Annotated in this window: 11 protein-coding genes; 9 read left to right on the forward strand and 2 right to left on the reverse strand. The window is 63.9% G+C overall.

From position 1 onward, the window contains the following. Positions 1–175: 175 nt before the first annotated feature. Positions 176–1,246 (forward strand): hypothetical protein, encoded by a 1,071-nt coding sequence (locus KO539_RS05585; protein WP_219307743.1) that lies wholly within the window; start codon positions 176–178, stop codon positions 1,244–1,246. On the opposite strand, the gene KO539_RS05590 is transcribed toward KO539_RS05585, so the two are convergent. After that, positions 1,239–2,198: a LysR family transcriptional regulator gene (locus KO539_RS05590; RefSeq protein WP_257626115.1), complete on the reverse strand. Its 960-nt coding sequence runs from the start codon at positions 2,196–2,198 to the stop codon at positions 1,239–1,241. The genes KO539_RS05585 and KO539_RS05590 overlap by 8 nt on opposite strands. Before the next feature lie 109 nt (positions 2,199–2,307). Between KO539_RS05590 and KO539_RS05595 the strand changes: the two genes are divergently transcribed. Together KO539_RS05595 and KO539_RS05600 are read left to right on the forward strand one after the other, a co-directional pair. Next, positions 2,308–3,147: a phytanoyl-CoA dioxygenase family protein gene (locus tag KO539_RS05595; RefSeq protein WP_219307745.1), complete on the forward strand. Its 840-nt coding sequence runs from the start codon at positions 2,308–2,310 to the stop codon at positions 3,145–3,147. Beyond that, positions 3,147–3,968 carry a sugar phosphate isomerase/epimerase gene (locus tag KO539_RS05600; RefSeq protein WP_219307746.1) on the forward strand — a complete coding sequence of 274 codons (822 nt, stop codon included), beginning with the start codon at positions 3,147–3,149 and terminating at the stop codon, positions 3,966–3,968. The genes KO539_RS05595 and KO539_RS05600 overlap by 1 nt, the downstream gene beginning before the upstream one ends. Before the next feature lie 5 nt (positions 3,969–3,973). Here the strand turns inward: KO539_RS05600 and KO539_RS05605 are convergent, their stop codons facing one another. Next, positions 3,974–4,891, reverse strand: coding sequence for a LysR family transcriptional regulator (locus KO539_RS05605; protein ID WP_219307747.1), 918 nt, complete (start codon positions 4,889–4,891; stop codon positions 3,974–3,976). Between the two features lie 120 nt (positions 4,892–5,011). On the opposite strand from KO539_RS05605, the gene KO539_RS05610 reads away from it, so the two are divergent. From KO539_RS05610 to KO539_RS05635, 6 genes are all read left to right on the forward strand, one after another. Then, positions 5,012–5,887 (forward strand): aldo/keto reductase family oxidoreductase, encoded by an 876-nt coding sequence (locus KO539_RS05610; RefSeq protein WP_219307748.1) that lies wholly within the window; start codon positions 5,012–5,014, stop codon positions 5,885–5,887. 21 nt (positions 5,888–5,908) lie between these two features. Then, on the forward strand, positions 5,909–6,370 hold the full coding sequence (locus KO539_RS05615) for a MarR family winged helix-turn-helix transcriptional regulator (RefSeq protein ID WP_219307749.1): 462 nt from the start codon (positions 5,909–5,911) through the stop codon (positions 6,368–6,370). A 165-nt stretch (positions 6,371–6,535) separates the two neighbouring features. Further along, on the forward strand, positions 6,536–8,911 hold the full coding sequence (locus KO539_RS05620) for a M1 family metallopeptidase (protein WP_219307750.1): 2,376 nt from the start codon (positions 6,536–6,538) through the stop codon (positions 8,909–8,911). Beyond that, positions 8,908–9,396 (forward strand): DUF6702 family protein, encoded by a 489-nt coding sequence (locus KO539_RS05625; protein ID WP_219307751.1) that lies wholly within the window; start codon positions 8,908–8,910, stop codon positions 9,394–9,396. The genes KO539_RS05620 and KO539_RS05625 overlap by 4 nt, the downstream gene beginning before the upstream one ends. A 14-nt stretch (positions 9,397–9,410) precedes the next feature. Next, positions 9,411–11,447 (forward strand): TonB-dependent receptor, encoded by a 2,037-nt coding sequence (locus tag KO539_RS05630; RefSeq protein WP_219307752.1) that lies wholly within the window; start codon positions 9,411–9,413, stop codon positions 11,445–11,447. Between the two features lie 102 nt (positions 11,448–11,549). Beyond that, on the forward strand, positions 11,550–12,284 hold the full coding sequence (locus tag KO539_RS05635; RefSeq protein WP_219307753.1) for a 2OG-Fe dioxygenase family protein: 735 nt from the start codon (positions 11,550–11,552) through the stop codon (positions 12,282–12,284). Positions 12,285–12,384: the final 100 nt, after the last annotated feature.

Raw genomic sequence — 12,384 nt, forward strand, 5'->3', positions numbered from 1 at the left:
CGCTGCGCCGGGCCGCTGCCAGGCTGTGTTTATCAAATAATACATTGCCGTAAAGCACTACACAAGATAATCAGGGGCATGGCGGCCGCCCGTCCTGCGCCGGATGGGGAATGGTGGCGTCCGGGGCAATCGCCTTATAATGCTGCGATTACTTCACGTCCCCCACCTTCGCACCATGACGCTTCCCGAGAATGACACCAGCCGGCTCGACGCCATCAGCGCCGCCGCCACCGAAGTAGCCGCGCAAAACGTGGCCGACCTGCTGGCCATGGCCATCTGTCACCGCCCGGACGAACCGTCCCTGATCGTCTGCGACAAGCGCAGCTGGCTCAACGTCGTCCTGACGGAAGCGTATCGCCAGGCCTTGCCGGACGCGACCTTCATCGATTTCGACGAGGTCACGCCCGAGGCCGTGCTGGCCGCGTTTGCCGAACTGCCGGCCGGCAGCCTCGTCGTGCTGATCCAGTCGACCAGCTTCCGCCTGGAAGCGTTCCGCATCCGCATCGAACTGTTCAAGCGGGGCTTGAAGGTCATCGAGCACGTGCACCTGTCGCGCATGCCCGGCGTGCAAGGGCTGCATTACATCGCTTCGCTGGCCTACGACCCCGATTACTATCGCGGCGTCGGCCATGCACTGAAAGCGAGCATCGACCGTGCCCGCCACGGCATGGTCGACAGCGGCGGCGAGCAGCTGGTCTTCGCCTCGCCGTTCGAAATGGCCAAACTGAATATCGGCGATTACGCGGGCATGAACAATATCGGCGGCCAGTTCCCCCTGGGCGAAGTGTTTACGGAAGCGCAGGACCTGGAAGCGGTGAACGGGCGCGTGCGCATCTTCGTTTTTGGCGACACGCACTTCATGGTCAACCGCCCCGACACGCCGATCACCCTGATCATCGACAAGGGCCGAGTCACGGGCACGGAAAACGCCACGCCGGAATTTTTGGCCATGCTGGAGATCATCCGCGCGCACGAAGGCGAAGTGTGGGTGCGCGAACTGGGCTTCGGCATGAACCGCGCCTTTTCGCGCGAGCAGCTGGTCAACGACATCGGCACGTATGAACGCATGTGCGGCATCCATCTGTCGCTGGGCGCCAAACACGGCGTCTACACGAAGCCCCAATTCAAGCGCAAGGATGCACGCTACCACGTCGACATCTTCGCCGTCACCGAGGCCGTTTACCTCGACGATGAGCGCGTGTACGCGGATGGCGCGTGGACGGTAGAACCCGTCGCGTTCAGTTAAAGAAACCTGCAGCTTCCAGCTCGCGGTCCCATGGCGGCACGGGCTGGTATTCGGCCACCAGGAAATCGATCAGCGCGCGCACCTTGGGCGATGGCTGGCGGCTGGCCGGATACAGGGCGCTCAGGTGATTCAAGGGCAGTTCCCAGTCCGTCAGCACGGGCACCAGGCTGCCATCGAGCAGGTTGCGCCAGGCGAGAAACGTGGTGCTATAGACGATGCCGAGCCCCCGCTGCGCCGCCTGGTGCAGCACCAGGCCATTATTCGCCGTAAAACCCGCCTGCACGCGCACGCTCACTTCTTCCCTCTGCTCCCCTGCTCCACGCTGAAAATGCCAGTTCGTGCCATCGGTCAGGTGGCTGAAATGCAGGCACTGGTGCTGCAGCAGCTCTTGCGGCGTGCGCGGCACGCCCCATTGCGCCAGGTAGGCGGGGCTGGCGCACAGCACGGCGCGGCACGGCGCCAGCGGCCGCATGGCCAGCGCGCTGCTGTCCGGGATGCCGCCCACGCGTATCGTCAAATCGAAGCCGTGGCGTATCGGGTCGAGCAGCGCGTCGTCGACAAACAACTCGGCACGCACCTGCGGGTGCAGCAGGCTGAAACGGGCAACGGCGTCGGCCAGCCACGCGCTGCCGAAACTCGACGGCGCCTGGATGCGCAGCGGCCCGGCAAGCTCCGCCCCCGCTCCCGCCTGCGCCACGTGCGCCACCATGCGCGCCGCTTCCTGCGCCTGGCTGACGGTGGCCATGCACGGCGCCAGGTAGGCGCGGCCCGCATCCGTCAAGCTCACTTCGCGCGTGGAGCGGTGCAGCAGACGCGCATGCAAGCGTTCTTCCAGCTGCATGATGGTCTTGCTGACCATGGCGCGCGTCAGGCCCAGGCGCTGGCCGGCCACCGTAAAGCTGCGCTGGCGCGCCACTTCGACAAAGATTTCCATCGCTTTTAGTTGATCCATGTCAAAGATTGTCTGCGCTTTGGCGACAATCTGTCAACCGCAGGGCAATTGTTTGCCGCCCTCGCCCATCCTACAATGGCGCTTTCCATTGACCTCCGGAGCCGCCGCCATGCTAACAATCGAACAACAAGAACAGTATCAACGTGACGGCTACCTGATCCTGCCCGATTTCAAAGGGGCGGACGACATCGCCGCCTTGCGCGCGCGCGCCGAGCAGATTGTCAACGAATTCGACCCCAGCGTCAGCCAGTCGATCTTCACCACGCGCGACCAGGCAAAAAACACCAACGATTATTTCCTGGCGTCCGACAACACCATCCGCTGCTTCTTCGAAGAAGAAGCGTTCGGTCCGGACGGCCAGTTGAAGCAGGCGAAATCGCTGTCGATCAACAAGATCGGCCACGCCATGCATGACCTGGACCCCGTCTTCCGCGCTTTTTCGGCCGATCCGAAACTGGCCGAAGTGGCGCGCGACCTGGGTCTGGCGGATGCGCAGGTCTGGCAATCGATGTACATTTTCAAGCAGCCCGGCATCGGCGGCGAAGTGCGCTGGCACCAGGACGCCACGTATTTCGAGACCACGCCCATCAGCGTGACCACCTTCTGGTTCGCGCTGGAAGACGCGACCCTCGACAACGGCTGCCTGTGGGCCGAACCGGGCGGCCACCGCGGCCCCCTGCGCGAACGCTTCATCCGCAACGGCGACGCCGTGCGCGTGGAAAAACTCGACGCCACGCCATGGCCCGACGACAGCACGGCCGTGCCGCTCGAAGTCAAGGCGGGCGCCCTCGTCTGCTTCCACGGCTTGCTGCCCCACTACAGCGCGCCGAACCGCTCGCCCGTCTCGCGCCACGCCTACACTTTGCACGCCACCGACGGCCAGACGCAATACGCGGCCCACAACTGGATCCAGCGCGACGACTCCTTCCCCGTGCGGGGCTTCGTCTGATGCGCATCGAGGTTTTCGCCGCCCACTGGGGCAATAACGAGCTGCCGCCCGACGTCTTCATCGACAGGGTAGCGGCGGCCGGTTTCGACGGCATCGAGATGTCGCTGCCGCTGGACGCCGCCCTGCGCGAGGAATGGACGGACCGCATCGCCAAGGCGGGACTGCAGCTGATCGCCGCGCAGTGGGAAACCGTGTTCCACAGCGACTTCGAGCTGCACCGCGCGGCTCTCGCCGAGCTGCTGGAAAACGCCTGCCTGGCGCGCCCCGTGCTGGTCAACACCCACACTGGCAAAGATTTTTATACGCAGGCACAAAACGCAGAACTGCTCGACCTGGCCGCCGCCATCTCGGCAAAACACGGCGTGCCCATCGTGCATGAAATCCACCGCAGCCGTTTTTCCGGCCACCCGATGCTGCTGCTGCCGTATCTGCAGCACTATCCCGAGCTGCTTTTGACGGCCGACCTGTCGCACTGGTGCTGCGCCTGCGAGTCCTTGCTGGAAGACCAGCCGCAGGCCCTGGCGCAAGTGCTGCCGCTGGTGCGTCACGTGCATGCGCGCGTGGGTCATGCGCAGGGGCCACAAGTGGCCGACTTCCGCGCGCCGGAAGCGAAACAGGCGCTCGACGCCCACCTGGCCTGGTGGGATGCCATCGTCGCCCTGCGCCGCGCAGCCGGCGCCGAACGCATGACGTTCACGCCGGAATTCGGCCCCGCGCCCTACACGCAAACCCTGCCTTACACGCAGCAGCCCGTGAGCGACGCGTGGGAACAGAATGTCGCGATGCTGCAGTTGCTGCGCGCACGCTATCCGGCGGAGTAAGGAAACTACGGAAGCTCCGCAAAATTGGCCTGCACGAAATCGATGAAGGTGCGCAGCGGCGCAGGCAAATGGCGCCGGCCCGCATAGTATAAAAACGGGCCGGGAAAGGGCATCGCCCAGTCTTCCAGCACGGGCTGCAGCTGGCCAGCATCGATATACGGCTGCAGCCACTCTTCAAACAGATACACGAGGCCATGGCCGGCGACGGCCATGCTGACCGCAAAATCGGCCGCCGTCGGCGTGACGATCACGGGGCCGTCCGGCTCCACGCTCACTTTTTGCCCGTCCCGCTCGAACTCCCACGGTGGCACCGCGCCACTGAGGAATTTCCCCAGCAGGCAGGCGTGCCGCAGCAGGTCGCGCGGATGCAAGGGCACGCCGCGCTGCGCCAGGTAGGACGGCGCGCCCGCCACCGCGAAGCGCTGCGTGCGCGGGCCGATGGGGATGGCGATCATGTCCTGCTCCAGCCGCTCGCCATAACGGATGCCCGCGTCGCAGCCACTGGCGACGACATCGACAAAATTATTATCGACCACCAGCTCGACCCTGATCTGCGGATAGGCGCGCAGGAACTGGTCGACCATGGGCTGCAGGAAGAAGCGCGCCGCGTTGACCGGCACGTTCAGGCGCAAGGTGCCGCGCGGGCTGTCGCGCAAGTCGTTCAGCACATCGAGCGCACTGCTCACTTCCTCAAGCGCCGGGCGCAAGCGCGTCAGCAGCAGCGCACCGGCTGCCGTTGGCGTGACACTACGTGTCGTGCGTTCCAGCAGACGGATGCCCAATTGCTGTTCCAGCCGCCGCAGCGCCTCGCTCATGGCGGACGCGGACTGGCCGCTGGCGCGCGCGGCCTGGCGAAATCCCTGGTGCCGGGCCACCAGGGCAAAGGCGGCCAGGTCGGCCATGGAAGGATTGTCTGCATGCATGAGTAGCGCTTTCATTGTGCGGAAATGAGTACAGCCTGTGCCGGATTGACCCGATTATCATACAGCGCAATCAGCCTTACGATGGTGGCTCCCTTACTCGACCACCACACTGGAGCTGCCATGCACACGTATTCCCCCGCCCGCGACCAATTCACGCCCGCCCATTGCGACATAGCATTCAACCGCCTCGGCTACGGCGCCATGCAACTGGCCGGCCCGCACGTCTGGGGTCCGCCGAAAGACCGCGCCGCCGCCGTCGCCGTGCTGCGCGAAGCCATCGAACTGGGCGTCAACCATATCGACACGTCGGACTTTTACGGCCCGCACGTCACCAACCAGATCATCCGCGAGGCGCTGCATCCCTATCGCGACGGCTTGACCATCGTCACCAAGATCGGCTTCGTGCGCGGCGCCGACCAGTCATGGCTGCCGGCCGCGTCGCCACAACAATTGCGCGACGCCGTGCACGACAACCTGCGCAACCTGGGCCTGGACGTGCTCGACGTGGTCAACCTGCGCGCACCGGGCATGGCCGGCCCGGACGGCTCGTCGCTTGCCGAACCGCTGGCCGCATTGGTACAGCTGCAGCGCGAAGGCCTGGTGCGCCATATCGGCCTGTCCAATGTCGATGCGGGCCAGGTGGCCGAGGCACAGCGCATCAGCCCCATCGTCTGCGTGCAGAACCACTACAACCTGGCGCACCGCGCGGACGATGCGCTGATCGACTCCCTGGCCGCGCAAGGCATCGCCTATGTGCCCTTCTTCCCCCTCGGTGGCTTTTCGCCGCTGCAGTCCGATACCCTGAACCAGGTGGCGGCCGCCATGCAAGCGACACCGATGCAGGTGGCCCTGGCCTGGCTGCTGCAGCGCGCGCCGAATATGCTGGTCATTCCCGGCACCTCGTCGGTGGCGCATCTGCGCGAGAACGTCGCGGCGGGCGCGCTCACGCTCGGTGCACAGGCGCTGGAAGCATTGAGGTCGCTTGCAACTAAGTAGCGCACTATATATACTGTGCCCATGGATACCACTACCGCTCCCAACCCCTTGCACCAGGTGCCGCGCCTGGATGGCCAGCTGTGCTTTGCGCTGTACTCGACCTCGCTTGCCATGAACAAGCTGTACCGCAAGCTGCTGCGCAAGCTCGGCCTCACCTATTCGCAATACCTGGTGATGATGGTGTTGTGGGAGCGCGACGGCTTGACGGTGTCGGAAGTGGGCGAGCGGCTGTTCCTCGACTCGGCCACCCTGACGCCCTTGCTCAAGCGCATGGAGCAATCGGGCTTGCTGACGCGCACGCGCGCCGCCAGCGACGAGCGCCAGGTCATCATTTCCCTGACGGCACAGGGCGACCAGCTGCGCCACGAAGCGGCCCTGCTGCCCGAAGCCATCCTGACGGCCAGCCACTGCAGCGTGGAGCAGGTTGTGGACATGAAACAACAACTGAACCAGTTGCGCGACAGCCTGATGAAAAGTGAGTAAAAACGCCGCTTTTCCGAGCAAAATCAGGCAAAGCATCGCCCTGACAGCGCCAGGCAAAAGCTGGCATAAAATCCGCCTTTCTTTATTACAAATCGATACATGGACGGCTTCACCCTGCGTATAGAATAGTTGCCACTATTTCCTTACAACAACATCAGGGTGAATATGCGCATACCTTTCAGCTCCGTAGCCTCGCTGGCTCTCTGCTTTACCGTGTCGGCCTTCGCTGCCGAGCCATTCGACGACAAGTTCCGCCAGCTCGAAGAGGTGTTGCCCACCCCGAATACCTACCGCACCGCCTCCGGCGCGCCTGGCCACGCCTACTGGCAGCAGCGCGCCGACTACACGATACGCGCCACCCTCGATGAAGCCAAACGCGAAATCGCCGGCAGCGGCACCATCATCTACCATAACCAGTCACCCGATACCCTCGGCTACCTGTGGGTGCAGCTGGACCAGAATATCTACAAGCCCGATTCCGACGCGCGTCGCATGGCCACGGCACCGTCGCGCCAGGCCTGGGCCAGGACGGCGGGCGAAGACACGATGAAGTTCGAAGGCTTGCGCGGCATCCTCGCGCGCGGCGACTTCCAGGGCGGCTTCCATATCCGCGCCTTGAAAGGCGCCGATGGCCAGCCGTTGAAATATGTTGTGAACCGCACCATGATGCGCATCGACTTGCCGCAGCCTCTGAAACCGGGCCAGGATTTTGTCTTCCAGATCGACTGGGATTACCGCATCAACGAACAGAAGGTGCTGGGCGGACGCGCCGGCTATGAAGTCTTCGACGACAAGAACGCCCTGTTCGAAGTGGCGCAGTGGTTCCCGCGCATGGCGGCCTATTACGACGCGGCCGGCTGGCAGCACAAGCAGTTTCTCGGCTCGGGCGAATTCACGCTGGAATTCGGCGACTACGATGTGCAACTGACGGTACCCGCCGACCATATCGTCGCCTCCACGGGCCAGCTGCAAAACCCGCAGGACGTGCTGTCGTCCGCACAGCGCGAGCGCCTGGAAAAAGCGCGCGGCAGCGACAAGCCCGTCGTCATCGTCACGCAAAAAGAAGCGGAAGCGGCCGAGAAAACAGTGAGCCGCGCGCAAAAGACGTGGCACTTCAAGGCGGCCAACGTGCGCGACTTCGCCTGGGCCTCGAGCCGCAAGTTCATCTGGGATGCGCAGGGCTACAACAAGGGCGGCAGCGACGTGATGGCCATGTCCTACTACCCGAAAGAGGGCAATCCGCTGTGGGAAAAATACAGCACGCAAGCCATCGTGCACACGATAGAACAGTACAACAGGTACAGCATAGCCTACCCGTACCCGACGGCCATTTCCGTCAACGGTCCCGTGGGCGGCATGGAGTATCCGATGATCTCGTTCAACGGGCCCCGTCCCGTGAAAGACAAGAAGACGGGCGAGCTGACCTACTCGAAGCGCACCAAGTATGGCCTGATCGGCGTGATCATCCACGAGGTGGGCCACAACTACTACCCGATGATCATCAACTCGGACGAGCGCCAGTGGACGTGGATGGACGAAGGCCTCAACACCTTCGTGCAATACCTGGCGCAGCAGGCGTGGGAAGAAAACTACCCGGCCTCGCGCGGCGAGCCACGCGAGATCGTCGACTACATGCGTAGCCGCGACCAGGTGCCCATCATGACCAATTCCGAATCCCTGCTGCAGTTCGGTAACAACGCCTACGCCAAGCCGGCGGCGGGACTGAACATCCTGCGCGAGACCATCCTCGGGCGCGAACTGTTCGACTACGCCTTCAAGGAATATGCGCAGCGCTGGAAGTTCAAGCGCCCCACGCCCGCCGACTTTTTCCGCACCATGGAAGACGCCTCCGGCACAGACCTGGACTGGTTCTGGCGCGGCTGGTTTTATACGACCGATCCGGTCGACATCAGCATCGACGGCATCAGCGAATACGGCGTGAGCTCGAAAGATCCGGCCACGGAAAAAGCGTGGAAAAAAGCGCAAAAGGAGGCCCAGCCGGAATCCGTCACGAGCCGCGCCAACAAGGGCATGCCGCGCCGGGTCGATGCACATCCGGAACTGAAGGATTTCTACAACCAGCACGACGATTTCACGGTGACCAACAAGGACCGCAACACCTACGCCGAAGCGCTGGCCAACCTGGAACCGTGGGAAAAGGACTTGCTGAAACAGGGCAAGCATTTGTACCTGGTCGACCTGTCGAACGTGGGCGGCATGGTCATGCCCTTGATCCTCGAAATCGAACTGAAAAGCGGCAAGAAGTACGTCGAGCGCGTACCGGCCGAAGTGTGGCGCTATTCGCCGAAGAAAATCACCAAGGTCGTCATCACGGATGAACCGATGGTGGGCCTGGTGCAGGACCCGTACTGGGAAACGGCCGACATCGACACGAGCAACAACAGCTGGCCGCGCAAGATCACGCCATCGCGCCTGGAGCTGTTCAAGAGCGAGAAGTCGCCCAAGGATAACCTGATGCGCGACTTTCATACGCCGCTGAAAGGCAAGAATGGCGGCGCGTCCAAGGGCGACGAGGCATGAAGTGCTGGCGCGCGCTGGCTTGCGCCTTGCTGGCCTGCGCCAGCATGGCGGCCGGCGCCCACAATTTCCACATGGGTATCGCCGACATCAGCTATAACGCGGCCAGCGGCAGCACGGAAGTGGTGCACACCTACACGGGCCACGATGTCGAGGCGCTGCTGACGAACCTGTACCAGCGCCAGTTCGACCTGGGCCAGGAAGACAGCGAAGCGGCCCTGCGCCGCTATGTCGAAAAACAGTTTTACCTGGTGGGACCGGATGGCAAGCGATTGCGCCTGAACTGGGTCGGCATGAAGGTCAATGCCGACAATGTGGTGATCTTCCAGGAGATCGAACGCACGCGCCTGGCCCCCGCCACGCGCATCCACAATCAGTTGCTGATCGACTTCCTGCCCAGCCAGCGCAATACCCTCAACGTGCAGGACAGCGGCAGCATCCAGACGCTGATTTTCGACCGCCAGAACACGGAACTGCCGATCCGTTAAGCCCCACTACATCCATGACGCCACGCTCTCTTCCCCTCCTTCTCGCCGCCCTGTTTTCCGCCACCGCCGCCCATGCCGACGACATCTTCCAGCGCGTGCTGGTCGACGGTTCGCGCCTGAACCAGCTGGGCGTGGCCGATTCGGCCAACGCGGGCAGCGTCACGCAACAGCAGCTCGACGCGCGCACCAGCTACCGGCCCGGCGAATTGCTCGAAGCCGTGCCGGGGCTGATCGCCAGCCAGCATAGCGGCGAAGGCAAGGCCAACCAGTTCTACCTGCGCGGCTTCAATCTCGATCACGGCACGGACTTGCGCACCACCGTCGACGAAATGCCCGTCAACCAGCGCAGCCATGGCCACGGGCAGGGCTGGACGGACCTGAACTTTTTGATCCCCGAACTGGCCATGCGCCTCGATTACAAAAAGGGGCCATATTCAGCGGCGCAGGGCGATTTTTCCTCGGCCGGCGCGGCGTCCGTCGTCTACGCGAACCGCCTGACGCAGGGCGTCGCCAGCGCGGGCATCGGGCAAAACGGCTTTCGCCGCGCCCTGCTGGCCGACTCACTCGATGCGGGCGACGGCAGCCTGCTGTATGCGCTCGAAGCGCAGCATAACGATGGCCCGTTCACGCAGCCGGACCGCTACCGCAAGCTCAATGGCGTGCTGCGCTACAGCGAAGGCTATGCCAACAACGGTTTCAACGTCACGGCCATGGCGTATGACGCCAGCTGGAATGCCACCGACCAGATTGCGCTGCGCGCCGTGCAAGACGGCACCCTGGGCCGCTTCGACGCCATCGATGCCAGCGACGGCGGCAAGGCGCAGCGCTACAGCCTGTCGGGCGCCTGGCGCCAGACTACGGACGACATGTCGTCCAGGGTCAGCGCGTATGTGATCGCCAACCGCCTGGCCCTGTTCTCGAATTTTACGTATGCGATGGACGATCCCGATAACGGCGACCAGTTCGCCCAGCCCGACCGGCGCGTGACGTCCGGCGTCAACGCCAGCCACACCTGGCACCGCCACACGGACAGGGGCAGCAGCGACACCACCATCGGCCTGCAGCTACAGAACGACAATATCCACAATGGCCTGTACAACACGCGGCAGCGGCAAATCCTGTCGACCACGCGGCAAGACCATATCGTCGAATCGAGCCTCGGCGTGTATGGCGAAAACAGCACGCGCTGGTCGCGCTGGCTGCGCACCGTGGCCGGCCTGCGCGCGGACGCCTACCGCTTCGACGTGCGCAGCGACCGGGCCGCCAATTCAGGCAAGGCCAGCGACCATTTGTTCAGCCCCAGCCTGAGCGTGATCGCGGGACCGTGGCGCGATACGGAAGCGTATCTCAACATCGGCAATGGCTTTCACAGCAACGACGCGCGCGGCACGACGATCACGGTCGATCCGAAATCGGACGAAGCGGCCGACAAGGTCACGCCCCTGGCGCGCTCGCGCGGACTGGAACTGGGCTTGCGCAGCGCCGCCATCGCCGGCCTGCAAACGTCGCTATCGCTGTACCGCCTGGACTTCGATTCCGAACTGCTGTTCATCGGCGACGCCGGCGCCACCGAGGCGGGCCGCCCCAGCCGCCGCTACGGCATCGAATTTTCCAGCTATTACAAGGCGGCCAGCTGGCTGTCGCTGGACCTGGACCTGGCATATGCGCGCGCGCGTTCGCGCGGCAGCGACCCGGCGGGCGACTTCATCCCCGGCGCCATCGAAGGCGTGGCCCAGCTGGCCATGACGGTGACGCCATCGGGACCGTGGTCGGGCTCCTTGCGCCTGCGCTACTTCGGTCCGCGCCCGCTGGTGGAGGACAACAGCGTGCGCTCGTCGGCCAGCGTGGGCTTGAACGGGCGCATCGCCTACCGGATCAACAAGACCTTGCGCGTGGAGCTGGAAGGCTACAACCTGGCCAACCGGCGCGACTCGGCCATCGACTATTACTATGCCTCGCGCCTGCCCGGCGAGGCGCAGCCCGTCGACGATATCCACTTCCATCCGGTGGAATCGCGCTCGCTGCGCCTGACCCTGGTAAAGAATTTTTAACGCAACAAGAATAATTCCTGTCGCACCGCACAGGAAACGCCGCGAAGTCGTAGAATGCCAGGCTGGATAAACTGAGACAGGCCGCGTTGCGGCCGCACCGCCATGAGCACTTCCGCACCGATCTTTACCGACCCGTCCCACGTCAAGGAAGCCTTGCGCGATGACGGCTATGCCGTCTTGCGCCCGCAGGACGTGGCCGCGCTGGCCGGCTGTCCGCTGGCCGCGCTGCGCGCGCTGGAGCCAAGCTGGAATACCCTGGCGCTGGACAATTACCTGAAGGATGGCGGCCGCTATCGCCGCCGGCGCCACTCGTGCTTCGTGCAGGATGGCGAGCGTCTGACGCAGACGGCGCACCGTCCGCACTGGCAACCGGTGGAATACAACGCCCTGCACGGCGGCATGCACCGCCTGTTCGAGCCGGTCGAGCCGGCCATCGTCGCGCAGCCAGCCTGGCAACAGCTGATCCGCGCGCTGGGCGACGCCTGCTCGCAGGTCAAGGGCAGCCAGCCGTGGTTCATCGAGGCGCACCAGTTCCGCATCGATACGACCGATGGCATCGGCCGGCCCACGCCGGAAGGCGCGCACCGCGACGGCGTCGATTTCGTCGCCGTGCTGCTGATCGGGCGCGAACAGGTCAAGGGTGGCGAGACGCGCATCTTCGAAGCGGACGGCCCCAACGGCAAGCGCTTTACCCTGACCGAACCGTGGTCGCTGCTGCTGCTCGATGACGCTGCCGTGATCCATGAATCGACGCCGATCCAGCCCGTCGGCGACCACGGACACCGCGATACGCTCGTGCTGACCTATCGCGCAGGCCAGTTTCAGGGCGAAAACTGACAAGCGGCCACAGCATTCCCTGTGGCCAAAATAGTTACTTGGAAGTTACTTTTGCAGACCTAAATCCGATATAGTCATACGATGTCGATATTGCGCGCTC

The organism is Janthinobacterium sp. NKUCC06_STL, from assembly GCF_019345455.1.
In the GTDB taxonomy this organism is placed as follows: Bacteria; Pseudomonadota; Gammaproteobacteria; order Burkholderiales; family Burkholderiaceae_D; genus Janthinobacterium; species Janthinobacterium rivuli.